The organism is Halobacillus amylolyticus (assembly GCF_022921115.1).
GTDB lineage: Bacteria > Bacillota > Bacilli > Bacillales > Halobacillaceae > Halobacillus_A > Halobacillus_A amylolyticus.
In genome coordinates this window covers 1756356-1774631 of sequence record NZ_CP095075.1, presented here as the reverse complement: position 1 = coordinate 1774631, position 18276 = coordinate 1756356, and the positions used below count along the sequence as shown (strand labels likewise).

Sequence of the window (18276 nt, the reverse complement as noted above, 5' to 3'; positions counted from 1 at the left end):
TTATGAATACTTCTATACAATCATTTGATCATCTCATTAAAATCATCAATGAATCTGCAGGTACTATCCAACGTGATCGTGGTACTTACTTTGAACAGTTAGTACAAATATATTTACAAAATGAACCAATCTACAAGAACCTATATTCTGATGTTTGGCAACTAAAAGATGTACCAGAAGAATATGGTATTCCCAAGAAGGATACTGGCGTGGACTTGGTTGCCAAAAACCGCAATACGGGTGAACTAACTGCAATCCAAGCCAAGTTTTATCAAGGAAAAGTTGGCAAGGCTGAAATCAATTCATTTATTGCAGAGCTTGGTAAAAGCTATTATAGTGCGGGTATGATTGTCTCTACTACTGATGAATGGAATCAAAATGCACTTGACACAGTTGATTCACAAACCAAGCAAGTTCAAAAGATTGGTTTATCTGATTTGCGTCACTCAAGAGTTAATTGGTCTACTGTAGACTTTGAAAAGCCTAAAGAGATTATTGTAAAGTCTTACAAGAACACACGTGATTATCAATCTAAAGCGATTGAACTTGCAAAAGAATATTTTAAGACGCATGACCGTGGAATGCTTGTTATGGCACCTGGAACAGGTAAGACATTCACCTCACTAAAAATGGTAGAACAGTTTGCCAGAGACAGTGGTCAAAAAGTTTATAATGTATTGTATTTTGTACCGAGTATTCAACTTTTAACACAAACATTGTTTAGCTGGAATGCTGATAGTTCTGACGATTTACATTTTAATTCATTTGCTGTTACATCTGATAGAAAAGCAACTAAGAAAAAAACAAATGATGATGATGTTGACATCTTAGCAACTGATATTGGTTTTCCAGCTACGACAAATGCAAATGAGGTTGTAAAAAATTATCAATCATTAAAATATGAGAGTGACAAGGTGACGGTGAACGTTATTTTTAGCACTTATCAATCAATCGACGTTATCCAGCAAGCACAAGATCTGGGATATCCTGAATTTGACTTTATTGTGTCAGATGAAGCGCATAGAACAACAGGATTTAAGGAGCAAGGTCAAGAAGATAGTACATTTACGAAAGTTCATAGCAACGATAACGTAAAAGGAAAACTTAGACTCTACCAAACAGCAACACCAAAAATTTATTCAGATGATGCCAAATCAAAAGGCGTTGAAAAGTCTGTTGTTATGTCCTCTATGGATGACGAATCTATTTTTGGTACAGAAATTTTTCGTTTAGGTTTTGGTGAAGCAGTTGGACGTGGCTACCTGACTGATTACAAAGTAATGGTCCTGACAGTTGAAGAAGAAGCGATGACTAAGAATCTCCAAAAGACTCTTGCTGATTCTGAGAACGGATTAAATTTAGATGATGTTGGACGTATTGTAGGTGTTTGGAATGGAATGATTAAACGTGAGGGCGCAACAGGTAAAGTCAGTGGGCAACCAATGAAACGGGCCATTTCCTTTATTGACAACATAGCTAATTCGAAAAAAATCTCCGAAAGATTTAATAATGTAGTGAATGAATATCTTGGCAATAGCGCTGAAGAAAGTTTCCAAATTGATGTTCGCCACGTAGATGGTACTTTGAATGCTTTACAAAAGAAAGAAGCGCTTGATTGGCTTGCGGGTGAGATTGATAATAATGAAGCCCGTGTCTTATCCAATGTGAAATTTTTAACTGAAGGAATCGATGTTCCAAACCTTGATGGAGTTATCTTCTTTTCTCCTAAGAAATCGCAAGTAGATATTGTCCAAGCAGTTGGACGTATTATGCGAAAGTTTGATGGAAAAGAATACGGATATATCATTCTGCCGATAGTCATCCCTGCAGGTGTGACGCCTGAAAATGTTCTCGATGACAATAAGACTTATGCAGCAGTTTGGCAGGTATTAAATGCTTTACGCTCTACTGATGAACGTTTTAACGCTATTGTTAATCAACTCCAACTCAACAAGAAAAAACCCGATAACCTCAATATCATTAATCCTGGTAAAGGACGACCTAGAAAACCTTATGTAGAGGGTGCAGATGGACAGGGTGTTGACGTAGAACAACCTGTTCAAACAGAATTGCAACTTTGGGATGAGATTCAAGATGCTATTTATGGTAAAATCGTGCAAAAAGTTGGTGATAGACGCTATCTTGAAGACTGGTCAAAGGACGTTAATGAAATTGCTCAACGTTATATTAGATGGATAAATGAAAGACTTGATGATAAAGACAATCCTATCAAGAATGAATTCACTAAGTTTGTTCATGGCTTGCAGCATAATATCAACGTAACTATTACACGAGACTCTGCCGTTGAGATGCTTGCCCAACATTTAATTACAAAGCCAATATTTGAAGCTCTATTTGACGAATATAGCTTTGTCAATAATAATCCCGTTTCGCAAGCAATGGAAACCATTGTCAATGAATTGCAAAAAGCTGGTTTTGAGAAAGAACAAGAAAAACTTGCACCATTTTATGAGTCTGTTAAATTACGAGCGAGTGGTGTCGATAATGCAGAGGGTAAACAAAAAATCATTATTACTCTATACGATAAATTCTTCTCAACTGGGTTCAAATCAACTACTGAACGGTTAGGAATCGTCTTTACACCGATTGAAATTTGCGATTTCATTGTGAAGTCAGTAGATGATGTGCTGAACCAACATTTTGGTAAGTCATTAGCCAGTGAAGGGGTGAATATTCTTGATCCATTCACAGGAACTGGAACCTTTATTGTTCGTATTTTGACCTACCTCAAAGAAAAAGTGGATGTTGGTGAGATTCCCCTTGCAGATATAACACGAAAATTCACACAAGAATTACATGCCAATGAAATTGTGCTTTTGAGTTATTACATTGCGGCTATTAATATAGAAGCAACATTCGATGAAATTAATGGTGATGCACAAGGTTATGTGCCTTTTGAAGGTATCGTACTGACTGATACTTTTGAGAGCACCGAAAACGAAGGTAAGCTTGATGATACTTACTTTGGGACTAATGACGAACGTTTGAAGCGTCAGCAGGATGTGCCAATTACAGCGATTATTGGGAATCCTCCATATTCAACTGGTCAGAATTCTGGAAATGACGATGCTAAAAATTTGAAATACCCTAAATTAGATGCAGCCGTTGAACGTACTTATGCAAAAAACTCAACGGCAGTAAATAAGACATCACTATATGATTCTTATATTAGAGCAATTCGTTGGTCATCTGATCGATTGAATCAAAAGGGTGTTATTGGCTTCGTTTCCAATGGACAATATATTGACAGTCGTGCAGCTGATGGCCTCCGTAAATCACTCTACGAAGAATTCAATCATCTGTATATTTTTAATTTGCGCGGTGACCAACGTACACAAGGTGAAACCTCACGCCGTGAGGGAGGTAAAATTTTTGGTTCTGGTAGTCGTACACCGATTGCGATAAGTATCCTTGTTAAAGATGGTAGTGATGACCATGTAGTACATTATCATGATATTGGGGACTATCTTAGCCGTGAAGAGAAGCTTGCTATCTTGCGTAATAGCCAATCTATTGTAGGTATTGATTGGCAGACAATTGTCCCTGATAAGAATAATGACTGGATTAACCAACGTGATGAGAATTATGATAAGTATTTGTCTATTGAAGAATTTTTCAAAAAGCGAGCAGCTGGTCTAAAGACAAACCGTGATAGTTGGACATACAATTTTTCAGACAAAGCGGTTAAGTCTAACTCTGAAAAGATGATTGCAAGGTATAATTCTGAAATTGATCGTTTATCAAATATTGCTAACATTGCCGAACGTCAAAAGAAAACAAACAGAGTTGACTCTTATATTAAGTGGACGCGTGCACTGTTCCAACGTTTTGATAGGTCAGAGAAAATTGTAGCTGATGGTAAAGTAGTTGTAAGTATGTATCGTCCCTTTACAAAGAAATGCTTGTACTTTAAGAGAGAAATTATTGAAAGTTCTGGCAATATGGATAATATCTTCAATAAAGAAAATATAGGAATTATTATTCAAGGTGCAGGAGAAAAATCAAACTTTTCTGCTTTAATTACTAAGGAAATCCCAAATTTTCACTATATTTCTACAGGCAAAGGTTTTTATCTAAAGAATAATGATCCAGCTGGTTTGATTTCGGATGAATACAACGTTAGACAGAAATTCGAATTGGACTCAGAAGATACTTTTTACTATATTTACGGTGTTCTCCACTCAACAGAATATCGTGAAAAGTACGCTCATGATTTACAAAAGGCATTACCACGTATCCCTTTACTCAAAAACAAAGAAAAATATGTCGAAATCGGACGCAAACTTGCCAATTTGCATTTGAACTATGAAAACCAACCAAGTTGGGACGGCGTTGACGTTCAAATCACAGGTCCCGAACCAAATTATCGTGTGAAGAAAATGAAACATCCAAAAAAGGTGTTTTGGATACGATTATTTTTAATGGAAATATCACGATTAAAAATATTCCTAATGAAGCTTATAATTATGTCGTCAACGGTCGTCCTGCGATTGAATGGATTATTGACCAGTATCAAGTTAAGACCGATAAGAAGTCAGGTATTACTGATGATCCTAACGAATTTAGTAATGATCCTAAGTATATTTTGAATTTGTTGTTGTCTGTGATTACGGTAAGTATGAAGACGATTGAATTGGTGGAGCAGTTACCTAAGTTTGAGGTGGTTGATGATAGTTAAACTCATATGGGAATGATAGAAGACTAAAAAGGTTTGAAGGACGACATAATCTAAAAAAAGGTTAATGTGTAAGCTTTAAATTTCGTGGTATTCACAAACAGAGATTATTTATTTGCGGCTGGAAATTGACAGATATTACAAGGAGCTGTTTTATAAAAGTTAGTGCAAGTATGACCTAAATAAATGGATGGCAATAAGTATGTTTGCCCTTAAACATTTTTACACTATGCTATTAAAAGGTTATTAGATTAGGCAAACTGTATTTATAGATTGCCCCGACGTAATGACAATTGATATAAGTGTACCCCCCTTCAGGGTTAGAGGCCACTGAAAAAGTGCTTACTAATGAAAATTCCAGAAGGCCAGCCACTACATTTAGATGATAACAGTTGGGAAGGCGCCTCCATATAGACATAACTAAGCGATTTTTATTAATAGTATAGTTTTTCAGTGGCCTACAGGGTTAGGAGGGGGTTATACTCATTATTAATTTTTAACTAAATCATTAGCTTCGATTATGAACTTCTCCTTGCCAATTTCATTAAGAAAAGCTTCATATGTATAAACTTTTTGTTTGAGATTATCCAGCTCTTCCGATTCCTTGAGAGCAATCAGGTGTTCCGTATGGCTTTGATTACCTCAATTATACCAATATCATTTTCATAAATAGCAGGGGGGGAAATTATGTACAAAATTACTAACAACAGAGCTGATAAGCTTGAAGCTGCTACTTTTGCTGCCATCGGGTTACAAGAAAGCGATATTGAAGAGTTGCTTAGACAAAATATAGATATGATCTGTGATGAAGAAGAATCAATGCTTATTGTTGGTAAACAAGTCCGAAACGTGAGTCAAGGGATTAGTGACTTAACTGCGGTTGACAATAAAGGGAATATTGTTTTGATCGAGATTAAAAGAGATCGGAAAGACATATCGTCGAGGAAAGAACCCTTTGAATTTCAGGCGATAAGATATGCTGCTAGTTATGCTACTATTAAGGATCAAGAAGACTTAGTCAATAAAATTTATGCTCCATACATCGATAAGTACTCCAGCGAATTTCAAAACACTTCATTGACAAGTACAGAATTAGCTTCAAGAAAGCTGAATGATTTCTTAAGTAGCAATAATGCAGAGCATACTTTCAATAACGGCCAACGTATTATATTAGCAGCTTCCGATTATGATGAACAAACGTTATCAGCAATCGCTTGGTTAAATAGTAATAATGTTGATATATGTTGTTTTAAGCTAATTCCGTACAATATAGACGAGGAACTATATTTAGGAATCGAAAAATTGCTTCCTCTGACTAATTATGAGGATTACTATGTAAATTTTTTAGATGATTTAACCTATAGTTTTACAAAGAAGAAGAGGGTTATTCGCCGGAAACTACCTAAAATTGATGACATGCTCGAGTGGGGTGTTGTAAAGCCGGGGGATGTTATCCTACCTAAAGGACGAAACGAAGAAGCTATTTTAAAGGGAAATGGGAATGTAGAAGTTAACGAGGAAGAACTATCAATGCAAAAATGGTTGAAAGGAATATTTGATTGGTCAAGTGTTCAAACGTATGTTTTTGCTATTCATAAAGAAAGTGGAAAATCTTTATCTCAAATACGTGAAGAATATATGAAAAAGGAAGAAAATATATAGGTGTAATGGAAATAATAAAGAACGGTTAAGCTAAAATAATTGTTTTACACTTTATTATTTTGCCTCAAGATATTACGTTGAAGTTCAAATGCCGATTATAAAGGCGTTTTGAACTCTAATCTTTAAGTATTTATTCTACTCAGGCAATGGGCGGCATGATGTGATACATTCCCTAATTCTAAAAGAGATGGCGAGCAAATGCTCGCCATCTTTTTTGTGTTCAAAAAAGTCTAATCTTAATCTGTTATCACTATAGCGAAGTGGGTCCAGGTACCTTTTTAATGTTATAATTTAGTAAATATTGTTGGGTGAATAGTTCAATTTAGTAGATAGTTTCGAATATAGAGGGGGAAAACAATATAATAAATTTCAAAGAACTATCAATAGATGGTACAGATTTAGAAAGATTAATAAGAGAAGTTTTTGTTCGTGAGGGTTATGAAACTCATTGGACTGGTAAAGGGCCAGATGGAGGACGTGACCTGATAGTTCATGAGAAAGTGCAAGGGCCATTAAGTAAATTTGAGAGGAAATGGTTGGTTCAATGCAAACATAAATCACATTCCGGGAAACCTTTAGGCAAAGACGAGGCTAATTCTTTAACTACGGATTGTAGAAGGATTGGAGCAACCGGTTATCTAATGGTTTGTACTACTGCTCTTACGTCTGGATTAATTAACGCTTATAAAGAGTTAGAATCCAGCGAGAATATAGTTATAGATTATTGGGATGAAGTTCGTTTAGAAGATAGATTATTAAAACCCGGTAACTTTGCTTTAATAAATCAGTTTTTCCCTGAAAGTTCTGATCGAGTTAGTTGGAAAGTTTATAACACTAATACCCCATCTTTTTGGGCTGCTCACTATAAAAAAGATTTTCTTTATTTGTCTTCGAGGTTATCGTTGCACTTTCCTACTGTCTCATATATAGGTAGGATTTATGACTACGTACAGGACGTTTATAATCAACTTAGATTGGATGTAAATGAAGTGGACCTCCAAATAAGAGGTATCTTCTATAATGATAAGCATACTGAATATACGGTATTCGTAGACTTTATAGCTGACCAACATATTGCTAATGCTAATCCATTTGAATTAACTAATCAGGAAGAAAACCTAGTAAATGACATCAATGCTCACTTATGTAATTTCATAGAGGTGAATGAGAAAGGGCAGATTGGTTCTATACCACTTAACTGGGACATAAAAGTGTATTTCAAAAACAGAAGTAGTGATGGTTACGATCGGCATGCTAAGGAATTTTATACACCATTTATAGATAATTTAAAAAACGGTTATCGTAGATAAGAATAATTTATCTTAAGTAAGTGTAGATTTATTGAGCAATTAACTATTTCTAAAAGGAAGTTGATTTAATGCGTAACAAAAAATCCTGGAGAGAAGACCTGCCTAAGGTGTCAGATGCAAAACAGAGAATCATTTCAAATGTGTTTGTGAGTCTTAAAACAAAAGCGATGTTGTATGAAGGGACTGGCTCAAATGACTAATCAAAAACCCAAAAGAGCAAAATACGTACAACATTTCTCAACGAGAATACCTTGGAAGGATAATGGTTTTACGGGAAAAGTTGATGATAACCCCAAAAACAATGTTGCTAGTCAGGTGATTCCTAATATTGCTTCATTAAGGGATTTGGAATTTGAGGATAACTATAAGGGTATGGATTATCTTGTAGCAGGTCCCTTAGAAATGCAACATTGGATTACTGAAAATGCGGCTTTTATGAGTGAAACGAAGATTCCTTTAAAGTTAAACCACCCGTATAAAAAAGGTAATGAAAAATTTAATCATTTTGAAGAAACAGTATTTGAACTTCAGCCTTATTCTTTTTTATTGCGTCCATTTTCATGGACGTTGAAAGATAATGCCAAGAAGAAGGCTAAGTATTATAATTTTCATTTTGATTTGGATAAAACTGAGCAAATGCTTACTTGGAATAGTGCATGGGTTTCGCACGGGGATTCTCAAAAAGGGATTTTTGATTATTTTTTCTCGGATGTTAAATCATATGAGTCTATTATATTTCCTTATTACAAGCAAGTTCCTTTCATTGAAGCTAACCGCAGGGTGATTGCAGGAATTGGAAATATCATTTCTCCGATCAATATACAAGAATATGACACTGATGGTACACGCGATGAAAAAAATTATATTTGGGAAACAAATGCAGCGCATTCTATTCGTGAAGGTGGGGACCAAGGTTTCTTAATGCCTTACCTTGAAATTGAACAATATGCAAAATTAAATCCGGATTTTGATGTAAGTACAGTTACTATATTTGAACCCACGGGATTTCGTGACGAGTTCTCTTATGCAGCCGAGTGGGTTAGTTTCGACGCAACAATTGATGTGTTAAATCAAACAAAAATTGCTTTGAAAAACATCGCTGATTTACATTTGAAAACTGCTAACCGTAGTTGGGTGAATACTCAACTTAATTATGTAGAAAAACAGCTAGAGAATGTTTGGAATCAACGTGGAATCTATCCCGGGCTTGGAGCAATGTTATCAGCTTTTGGTGTTAAATATGGATTTGATATTTCAACGTATATTGATACTGATAATAGAGATTTGATTACTGAATTAGGGGACTATTTTTCAGGAGATAAAGAAATAGGTGATGAAAAACTTGATGATAGTCTCGCTGAAAAGGAAGATGAGTTTAACGGTCTTCTAAAAGATGCAAATAAAATAAGATATTTTGACTTGTTAGCACGCATCAATTTATCAGTGGATCAAGCGTTATTTGCTTGGGAAAAGTACAAGAATCAACCTAATGAAGTTATTGAGAACCCTTACCGATTATATGAACTATCTCGCAAAGAGAAAGAGGAAGGGAAGATTAATATATCTCAAATTGACAATGCGTTGTTTACAAATAAATTGGTTATAAATAATCATCCTTTAAAGAGACCGTCAAAGATGCGTACTAAGGGAGATAAAAGGCGTTTCCGGGCGATGGTGATTTTTGTTCTTTCGCAAGCTGCGGACAGGGGACATACATTTTTAAGTTATGATAAAGTTGTCGATTTGATTAATAAATTGCCGCTAGACTACGAAACTGACTTCTCTGTGGAAAAAATTCATGGAGTTGTAGAATATTTACAAGAAGGCGACTTATATGTCGATGAAACAAATAATTATATAAAATTATTAGAATATCAGGAGTATAAAGAACTGGTTCTAGAGACTATAAAGAGCCGCCTTAGCATTAAGTTACCTAACTCTCAAAATTGGAGAGAAGTTATTGATGAGCAGTTTGGTCTACTTCAAAAAGGAAATGAAGAAAATGACCAAAAAGCTCGTGAGGAAAAAGCAAATGCTTTGGTAGCATTAGAATCTTCAAAATTGTCTGTTCTAATTGGAAGGGCAGGAACTGGTAAAACATCAGCTTTAGGCATTCTTGCCTCATCTGAAGAGATAAGATCAGGTGGGGTCTTAGCATTGACTCCTACTGGGAAAGCAAGGGTCCAACTTGAAAATTCATTTAAGAAAAGCGAAGTACATGCAGAGTTTATAACTGTTGCACAGTTCTTAACTCGTTCTGGTGGATTCAGCTGGGATAGAATGTCTTATAGAATGCCAGAAAAGCCAAGTACTAGTGTGGCACAAACTGTAATCATTGATGAAAGTTCAATGTTAACGGAAGATATGTTCGCTGGCATCTTAAAATTAGTTGAGTCTCATGCACACAGGATTATATTTATTGGAGATCCTAATCAGTTACCTCCAATTGGAGCGGGACGTCCTTTTGTAGATTTGATAAATTATCTTGAACATAATTATCCAAACAATGTGGCGGAATTACAAACGGAAATGAGACAAGGTACAGGAGGCTATGATTTATCATTTGCTCAACTATTTTCCAATGCAGATCAAATGAATAAGGATATAGTCTATAAAATACAAAATAAGCAAATGAATGATAGACTCAAGTACATACAATACGATTGTACTGATGAGCTTGAAGAATCATTACTTTCTCAGTTAGTTGAAACACTAGAGATGAATGATGACGATGATGTTGATGGATTTAATAAAAGCTTAGGCGCAGAGAAGAACGGGAAATATACTAATTATAAAACGAGTAGGTTTATTGAAGATTGGCAAATACTATCGCCTACAAAATTCGTAGGATCAGGAAGTTATTATTTAAATAACCAAATTCATCAGAAGTATCGCCAAGCTATTGTGGAAAACTGGAATAAAAATCAATGGTCTAAGAAGAATCCACAATCAGTTCAAAATATTGTCTACGGTGATAAGGTTATATCAAATACAAATGGAGAACGTAAATATTGGGATGGTTCTGAGGGCAGTGAGTATATCGCAAATGGAGAAATTGGATTAATGTCTAGTTTTCCTGAACAGTATGGAAAAAACGATAAAAATAAAAAATATTACAAGTTCCACTTTGGTTCTTTTGAAGGTAAAGTTTTTTCATATACGAAGTCAGATTTTGGCGGAGAAAACAATGATACAAAGTTAGAACTTGCATATGCTTTGACTGTTCATAAAGCCCAAGGATCTAGCTTTGGTAAAACGATTGTTGTTATCAATGGGCGTATTTCTTTTTTAACAAAAGAATTATTGTATACAGCTTTTTCACGTCAAAAAGAACAACTCATTATATTAAGTGATTTAAGTGTTCAAGAGTTGGTTCAGTATTCCAGTGATTGGTACTCAGATACAAAGCAACGTTATACAGATCTATTTGAGGTTCCCAATATCAAAGAAATCGAAATTAATAATCAAAAACGTTTTTTCGAAAATAATCTAATTCATAAAACAGTTGGTGGGGAACTGGTTAGATCTAAATCGGAAGTGATTGTAGCTAACATTTTAAATCAATTAGGTATCGAATATACCTATGAAGAATCTCTAAGGGTTAAGGGGAAAACTTATATGCCGGACTTCACAATACGTCATCAAGGACGTATTGCTTATATAGAACATCTTGGTATGTTGAGTGTTGCTTCTTATAAAAGGGATTGGGAAGAAAAACGAAACAACTATGAGAAGGTAGGTATTTCCGAAAAAGAGGGTAATTTGATAATTACTAAAGATGGACTTGATGGTAGCCTAGATGCATTAGAAATAGAAAACAAAATTACTTCTTGGATTAATGGAAAATAAATTAATTTGCTGGTTTAAAGGGATGATTTATTCAAGGGAACAGCAAGCGTAACTAGAAGAGCAGTGCTTCTGTATCAGTAGGTGGTAGCACAGTCCCCCGTTTTTGTTTGGTCACATATCCACATCGAGTGTTTCTTGCAATTCATTAGAAGAAAAGGTAACTAATTCCTTTTTAATGTGCGCGGTATTTAAAGCAGGAGGGCTGTTCTGTTGCTTCCATTTAAAAGAAGTTTTACTTCTTACTCTATATAGAATCACCCGGACCACCTCCATACTTAAGAATTTAGTGGTGTTTAACCGCAAAAGTATCGCTTATTAGCATTTTTTATAAAATATCCGTTTTTTTCCGTGTATAATTTAGCTAAAGAAAAGACAAAGGAGATATTTTAAATGTCTGAGGATGAAATGTTAAATAACTCAAATGAAATCAATGAAATTGTTGTCTCTAACCTTATTGGCGGTGAGCTTTCTTTGGAAAAAGTAACTGATGATAAATTGGAAGCTGATAAAAAATACAAAGAGATTTTTGTATCTGACTTGTCATTGATGATGGGTAACGTTTCACAGACGGCTTTGCAAGTTGCGAATCAAGGAATGACTTTAGCTCAAATTGCAAAGCAAGCACCTAATGGCTTGTTTACTGCAACTTCAAACCCTGCCAATATGTCAAAATTTGCAAATGGAACCACATCAACTATGGTGCGAGATGCGTCGGGAAGTTTAGTCGAGCACGCTGGTTTTGCTGATGTTGGTTTAAGTGCTTCAGTGAATCCAGCGATTATACTTTCAGCAGGAATGCAAGTAATGTCAGCTGTTTCAGGGACATATTATTTGCATGAAATTAATGCTCAAATTAAAGGTATGGATGCGAAGTTAGAAAAACTTCTAAATTTTCATCATGATACAAACATTGGGCGTTTGATTGCAGCTAGAAAAGGTTTATCTGAAATTGCAAATAGAGAATTTGTTGATACAACTGATTTATTTGCTATCAGGAATTATAAAACAAATGCAGATGAAATTCATGAAGAATACACTTATCGATTGAAAAGAGATGAAAGTAAATTAAACTTGGAGATTAATTCAAAAGTTGAGGAAGAGAAACTTAGGGATATTAATTTTACAATGACGATTGCATTTGAGGCTAGCAAACTATCTTTGTTTGCAGAACTAATTGAGATTGGAACAAGAATGAAGATTGGTGGACAAATAGAAAATATTGTTGGACTAACAAGGCAATTAAAACAAAATTATACTAAAAGTTTTTATCATAATATTGACTTAGAAGTTGAGAAGGTCTATTCAATGCTACAGCAGCGGAGTAGTAACGAATTGGTTGATAAAAAGAAAAAATATGAAAAATCATTAGAGAAGTTAACTGACGTTCATATTCATAATGGTTGGGGCATTCTAGCTGAATTTGGAATTAACACGATTGTTGCTGTTAAATCTAAAAGCGACGTTAATAAAGTAAAAGAAAAAGTTGTGTTAGAAAACAATAACTTAAGAACAGTAAAAAAAGGTATGAAACAAAACAAGGAGAGCGATGGAATTGATAAAATTATCGATAAAGTCGTTGAACTACCATATAAAGAAGCGAAAATTTTGTATGTTCCTTCCAAAAATAACAAACAACGAGTATTTGTTCCAATTTGAGATTGATGGATAAGTTATAAAACAATTAGGTAAACACAACTACACAATGTTATGTGCGACCGTTATTCAACCCAAGTAGGTATGTGATCGATGGTCACAGTGTATTACAGAAAAATGCTTTCAGAATGAAATTCTTAGTGAAATAGGTAAAAAATATAATAAGTCAGTTGCACAAGTCATTTTACGGTGGCGAGTGGGGCAAGAGGTTGTAGTCTTAGCAAAAACGACAAATCCAGAACGTATGGCAGAAAGTATTGATGTCTTTGACTTTAGCTTAACGGATGAAAAGCAGCTATCGAGACCTTAAATATTGGAGAAAGCTAGTTCTTCTCACATGCTGACCCAGATATGATTAAGATGCTGGCGATACTAAATTAGGTTTATAAGAGTGATTCTGTTATAAATTTTGAGAATATAATCGCATGAAATCCGTTTATTTAGAACGTTGATTTCTCGCGATTATTTTTTACTTATTTCTATTTGTATCAATCAGTCTTAATCCCTGAAAACACTAATTTATTGGTGTTAAAACCATCCTCATAAAGCTTACCCACATATACGCCAACAGCTTTCTAAGCTGTAGGTTGTTTTGGGAATGATTTGTGTTACTTCCGACTGGATATTGACTGGATTTGCTTTGTTAATACTGATATCTTATTTAATCTCATACTAATGTCGTAAAGTTGGAAAACCGATTATATAGGGGTTTTTACAGCTTATCTTTTATTAATTAGTTAATACAGTGAATGGGCGGCATTTTCTACATTGCCTCAAATCTATAGCGATATAGTTAACGTCATTTTTCAAAACGAGGTCCTTGCTGAAAATAGCAAGGACTATTTTATATGCAGTAGTTGGTAAGTTAATGAGTTATATTCTTTTTCTCGAATAATTGCGCTTCCAATCGTTCAATCCTGCTTTGTAGAACACCCGCATAACCACACATATCTAAAAATACCTCCATTAACTCTTCATCCATGTCACTGTATTTGGCAATCAAGAAATGGCTCTCCCTCAGTTTTGACTCAGTTTTGGTGAATTTATAATCGGGAAATTTCTTTTATAACATTTCATCAAGGTTAAAGGAGAGTTTTTATGCTGACTTTCCAACATTTCTATGAAGAAGATTCGTTGGATTTGCTTGATGTAAATCAGGATAAAGAAGAGAGAAAGTTACATTATATTTTACAGTCTAAAAAGACCAGTTCTCACTGCCCAAATTGCGGCAAAGTGTCCTCCCGTAAACATAGCCGTTACTGCCGGACTGTTAAAGACCTACCTTTTATTAACTACAAGGTAGAACTCCAAATCATTGTACGGAAATTTTTTTTGTGATACAGCTTCCTGTGAACAGCATATTTTCACGGAACGGGATATAGGTCTTTTAGAACCTTACGCTCGTAGAACTTCCCGGATGGACAAGACCTTACGGTCTATGGCATTTTCTACAAGTGCCGAGCAAGGGAGCCGATTGTCTAAACAGATAGACGTCCCTGTCAGTGCGGATACGCTTCTTCGGTTGATACGAAAAACACCATTGCACCCTTCTTCTCCATCTGATGCAGTTGGAATAGATGAATGGGCCTACCTCAAGCGTCATCGATATGGTGTGCTCATCTGTGACCTTCAGACCCGACGCCCAATTGCATTGTTAGAAGAATTTAGTGCTGATGCCGTCAGGCAGTGGTTGGAGGAACATAAAAACATCAAAGTTGTAAGTCGAGATGGTTCTCTCAAATTCAAACAAGCTATCCAGGAGTCAAATCATAACATTATACAAGTGACGGATCGCTGGCATCTAGTTCATAATTTTAACGAAAGAATCGAGCGCATTCTTCCTCAAATCGTTGATTCCCGAATCCCGATCCCCAAAGCTGACTCCCAACCTAACCAAGAACACCAATCTCACTCGTTCCAAACGGAGAGAGGAACGCAAAAAGAACAGTTGATGGATCAAGTAAAAGCATTAGGTAACCAGGGATTTTCCTACACATCGGTCGCGGAATTATTAAGAATTGACTCGCGAACAGCCAAAAAATATATGCATACAATAGAGCCACCAATGCAAGGAAAACGTAAGCGTCAGAGTATGTTGGATCCTTATCGATCTAGGATTCAAGCTTCTGTCCAGCCAGGCGTGACAGCAAAGGAAGTCTATGAAGACCTTGTTTCTAAAGGTTACAAAGGTTCTTTTTCACTTGTCTCCCACTATATAGCAGACATTCGAAAACAAAAGAGAAAAGGTCATTCAAATAAGCTCTATCTCTCTAGAAAGAGACTGCATCAATGGCTTTGGAAACCCTATCAGGAAGTAAAGAAGCGAACCAAATGGCTCTTTCTAAATGATTTATGTCGTAAACATCCGGAACTCCAACAGCTATACGAGCAAATTCAAACGTTTCAAGTGATGATCCAACATAGGATGTCCGATTATCTTCCTGTCTGGTTATCCAAAGCAGAACAAAGCCCTTTCATAGAGATGAAACGCTTCGCAAAAAGAATCCGGACAGATTATGAGGCCATCCAAAATGCTTTAAGTTATGAATGGAACAATGGTGTACTGGAGGGCCAAATCAATCGTTTAAAAACCATTAAACGATTGATGTATGGCAGAGCAAATTTTGATTTGATTAAAAAAAGAGTTCTCTATCAAGCTTTGTAAGCTACCTATTTAAAAAAACAAAGTAATTTTCATAAGGATAAGTCGTGACTTTTCACCAAAACTGAGGGAGAGCCATTTTTAAAATGCCATCTACACAGATGACGGAATTGCGGAATGCAGATATGAAGATGTAGCTGAAAAACTTTGGCCATGTGATATTCATGACATATGGGGGATCGGATCTAGAATGACTCGCAACCTTAATCGAATGGGAGTCCTTACACTAGGTCACTTAGCTAAGCACCCACTAAAATATTTAAAAAAGAACTTTGGAATAATGGGGGAGCAACTGTATTGGCATGCATGGGGGCATTGATTTAAGTCCAGTCTATGGGAACTTCGTGAAAACTGAACAGAAGTCTTATGGTCATGGCATAACTTTACTAAGGGATTATAGTAAAGAGGAAATTTACGCATGTTTATTGGATTTATTTGAAGAAGCTTGTCGTCGAGCAAGAATGGACGATAAAGAGGGTAGGACCATTCATCTTGGAATAGGATATTCAAGAGAAGTGGGAGGAGGTTTTAGTAGGTCTATGTCTATTCAAAACCCTACAAATTTGACCATGGATATGTATGATATTTGTTTAAAATTATTCCATCGATTTTATGATGGAGTAAGTAAAATTTGAAGGGCCTCTGTTGCTCTAACCAATTTGTGTGAGGAAAGTGACGTTCAACTAAGCTTATTTGATAATCAACCTAAGAAAAAGGATTTATCAGAAGTAATGGATTCAATTCGGGAGAAATATGGTTCCACGGCAGTTTTACGTGCAAGTAGTTATACCTCAGGCGGGATTAACATTGATCGGAGTAAGAAGATCGGTGGGCATTATGCCTAATTTATTCACAACCAGTACAATAATTAGAACAGGAGGATGAAATTTGTTCAAACCAAAAGAAATTTATCGAAGAAGAGATATTCATAATAAATTTGGTGGGCAGCAACAAGGCGGTATTAGTACCCCGAAAAACTCTCCGTTAGTTATGATATTCACGAGTGATTCAGGAGAAGAATTTGGATATGATGATGGTTGGCAAAGTAATGGCGTGTTTTATTACACTGGTGAAGGCCAGGTAGGTGACATGCAGTTTATTAAAGGTAACAAAGCCATTCGGGATCATATTAATAATGGAAAAAGTATCATGTTATTTAAATATGTAAAACAAGGTTACATAGAGTTTGTATGTGAGTTGTATTACATAGGCCACCATTATAAACAAGTACGGGATCGTGAAGGCTATATGCGCCAATCTATAGTATTTGAGCTCATGCCATCAGAACTCTCACATAATCCGGGAGAGTACTTAGAGGAACCTGAACCTAAGGAATCTACTCTTGAGGATTTACGAAACGAAGCATTAGCATCATCAAACGAAGAAACTACTACCATCCAACGAGTAACAAAAGCTATAAAAAGAAGCAAAGCAATAAAGAAATATGCGTTAAAACGGGCAAACGGAATATGTGAGGCTTGTAAGATAAATGCTCCCTTTGTGATGGGAAATGGAGACCCTTATTTAGAAGTACACCATCTAAAAAAATTATCTGATGGTGGCCCGGATCATCCGGAATGGGTAGCAGCAATTTGTGCTAATTGCCATAGGCGTTGTCACCATTCAAATGATGCTGACTCTTATAACGATGAACTAATTGAAAAGATTAATGAGAAAGAGAAGCAACTAAACACCAATTAATTACATGTATTTTGTAATAAACTCGACAGTAGGAATATCTGCGGGTGCCCACTTTAATGAATTTAGTTCTCGTTTATGGATCCATTGGATCTTATCATGTTCAAAAGCCAAGGGGGTACCCGTTTTAATTTCTGAGAAAAATGTACTCAAGTTTATTGTTGTATTATCATTATCTTCGTTTGTCTCTACAATTTTTCGTTTCACTTCAATTGTACATCCTAACTCCTCATTAATTTCCCTTACAAGTGCCTCTTCAGGTTTTTCTCCCTCTTGGATTTTTCCACCAGGAAATTCCCAATGCAAAGGAAGTGACATAGATGGGCTTCGAAGTGCACATAGAATATTATCCTCTTGTTCAATGACTGCGCCCACCACACTAATAATTCTTTTCATACAATAACCCCTCTTTTTTCTTATATAAAGTATTCTTATTTAAATAAATTTGTTTTCTAATACATCCCTTTTCCCAGCAAATGAATCCAAACTAGTCATAGACAGGGTTTAGTACTGGGGATATTTGATGGGAGAGGCTTTTATTGGTCTTTTATCCTCCATATTTGATTGTATCATTTTCAAAGCCTTCTAAGCTGCCCAAATCACCTATATTAAAACTATCTTTATCACTATTCCTAATAGCGAAATAGTCGAATATCTCTCCTGACTTTAAGACAAGCGGTTTTTAGAAAATACAGTTCTTTTGAAAGAAAGGGTAGTCCCCACTCCATACTTATAGCGTGTGCCTT

13 protein-coding genes and 2 pseudogenes are annotated in these 18276 nt (G+C 35.6%); 12 read left to right on the top strand and 3 right to left on the bottom strand.

The window, feature by feature from the left end:
- Nucleotides 1-2 precede the first annotated feature (2 nt).
- From MUO15_RS09255 to MUO15_RS09235, 5 genes and pseudogenes are all read left to right on the top strand, one after another.
- Nucleotides 3-4699, top strand: a pseudogene (locus MUO15_RS09255) (DEAD/DEAH box helicase).
- Between the two features lie 684 nt (nt 4700-5383).
- Nucleotides 5384-6358 (top strand): hypothetical protein, encoded by a 975-nt coding sequence (locus MUO15_RS09245; RefSeq protein WP_245035278.1) that lies wholly within the window; start codon nt 5384-5386, stop codon nt 6356-6358.
- A 329-nt stretch (nt 6359-6687) separates the two neighbouring features.
- Nucleotides 6688-7668, top strand: coding sequence for a restriction endonuclease (locus MUO15_RS09240; protein ID WP_318036226.1), 981 nt, complete (start codon nt 6688-6690; stop codon nt 7666-7668).
- 68 nt (nt 7669-7736) lie between these two features.
- Nucleotides 7737-7868 (top strand): hypothetical protein, encoded by a 132-nt coding sequence (locus tag MUO15_RS21620; RefSeq protein ID WP_256464173.1) that lies wholly within the window; start codon nt 7737-7739, stop codon nt 7866-7868.
- Nucleotides 7861-11517, top strand: a complete 3657-nt coding sequence (locus MUO15_RS09235; protein ID WP_245035276.1) for an AAA family ATPase — start codon at nt 7861-7863, stop codon at nt 11515-11517. Before MUO15_RS21620 ends, MUO15_RS09235 begins: the two co-directional genes overlap by 8 nt.
- 111 nt (nt 11518-11628) lie before the next feature.
- On the opposite strand, the gene MUO15_RS09230 is transcribed toward MUO15_RS09235, so the two are convergent.
- Entirely contained in the window at nt 11629-11775 is a 147-nt protein-coding gene (locus tag MUO15_RS09230; RefSeq protein WP_245035273.1) for a hypothetical protein, read from the bottom strand.
- A 132-nt stretch (nt 11776-11907) separates the two neighbouring features.
- Here MUO15_RS09230 and MUO15_RS09225 point away from each other — a divergent pair, with 132 nt between their 5' ends.
- Nucleotides 11908-13173 carry a hypothetical protein gene (locus MUO15_RS09225; protein ID WP_245035271.1) on the top strand — a complete coding sequence of 422 codons (1266 nt, stop codon included), beginning with the start codon at nt 11908-11910 and terminating at the stop codon, nt 13171-13173.
- Between the two features lie 118 nt (nt 13174-13291).
- Nucleotides 13292-13494, top strand: a pseudogene (locus MUO15_RS09220) (aldo/keto reductase); the annotation flags it as partial.
- Nucleotides 13495-14035: 541 nt separating this feature from the next.
- Here MUO15_RS09220 and MUO15_RS09215 read toward each other — a convergent pair.
- Nucleotides 14036-14173: a hypothetical protein gene (locus tag MUO15_RS09215; protein WP_245035269.1), complete on the bottom strand. Its 138-nt coding sequence runs from the start codon at nt 14171-14173 to the stop codon at nt 14036-14038.
- A 95-nt stretch (nt 14174-14268) separates the two neighbouring features.
- Here MUO15_RS09215 and MUO15_RS22145 point away from each other — a divergent pair, with 95 nt between their 5' ends.
- The 5 genes from MUO15_RS22145 to MUO15_RS09200 all read left to right on the top strand — a co-directional run bounded on the left by MUO15_RS22145 (nt 14269) and on the right by MUO15_RS09200 (nt 17533).
- On the top strand, nt 14269-14508 hold the full coding sequence (locus tag MUO15_RS22145) for a transposase family protein (RefSeq protein WP_396266331.1): 240 nt from the start codon (nt 14269-14271) through the stop codon (nt 14506-14508).
- Complete coding sequence (locus MUO15_RS09210; protein WP_245035267.1) at nt 14486-15835, top strand: ISL3 family transposase; 1350 nt, start codon at nt 14486-14488, stop codon at nt 15833-15835. Before MUO15_RS22145 ends, MUO15_RS09210 begins: the two co-directional genes overlap by 23 nt.
- An 88-nt stretch (nt 15836-15923) precedes the next feature.
- Entirely contained in the window at nt 15924-16151 is a 228-nt protein-coding gene (locus MUO15_RS21925; RefSeq protein WP_318036225.1) for a DNA polymerase thumb domain-containing protein, read from the top strand.
- Between the two features lie 25 nt (nt 16152-16176).
- The gene (locus tag MUO15_RS21920) at nt 16177-16467 is read left to right on the top strand and encodes a DinB/UmuC family translesion DNA polymerase (RefSeq protein WP_318036212.1); all 291 of its coding nucleotides are present in this window, start codon (nt 16177-16179) and stop codon (nt 16465-16467) included.
- A gap of 253 nt (nt 16468-16720) precedes the next feature.
- Nucleotides 16721-17533 (top strand): HNH endonuclease, encoded by an 813-nt coding sequence (locus MUO15_RS09200; protein WP_245035264.1) that lies wholly within the window; start codon nt 16721-16723, stop codon nt 17531-17533.
- Here the strand turns inward: MUO15_RS09200 and MUO15_RS09195 are convergent, their stop codons facing one another.
- Nucleotides 17534-17926, bottom strand: coding sequence for a (deoxy)nucleoside triphosphate pyrophosphohydrolase (locus MUO15_RS09195; protein WP_245035262.1), 393 nt, complete (start codon nt 17924-17926; stop codon nt 17534-17536).
- Nucleotides 17927-18276 lie beyond the last annotated feature (350 nt).

What these genes read in the sequence shown, in the direction of transcription:
- MUO15_RS21620 (WP_256464173.1), top strand. Translation starts at nt 7,737, where the DNA reads ATGCGTAACAAAAAATCCTGGAGAGAAGACCTGCCTAAGGTGTCAGAT.
- MUO15_RS09195 (WP_245035262.1), bottom strand. Translation starts at nt 17,926, where the DNA reads ATGAAAAGAATTATTAGTGTGGTGGGCGCAGTCATTGAACAAGAGGAT.
- MUO15_RS09235 (WP_245035276.1), top strand. Translation starts at nt 7,861, where the DNA reads ATGACTAATCAAAAACCCAAAAGAGCAAAATACGTACAACATTTCTCA.
- MUO15_RS09225 (WP_245035271.1), top strand. Translation starts at nt 11,908, where the DNA reads ATGTCTGAGGATGAAATGTTAAATAACTCAAATGAAATCAATGAAATT.
- MUO15_RS22145 (WP_396266331.1), top strand. Translation starts at nt 14,269, where the DNA reads ATGCTGACTTTCCAACATTTCTATGAAGAAGATTCGTTGGATTTGCTT.
- MUO15_RS09245 (WP_245035278.1), top strand. Translation starts at nt 5,384, where the DNA reads ATGTACAAAATTACTAACAACAGAGCTGATAAGCTTGAAGCTGCTACT.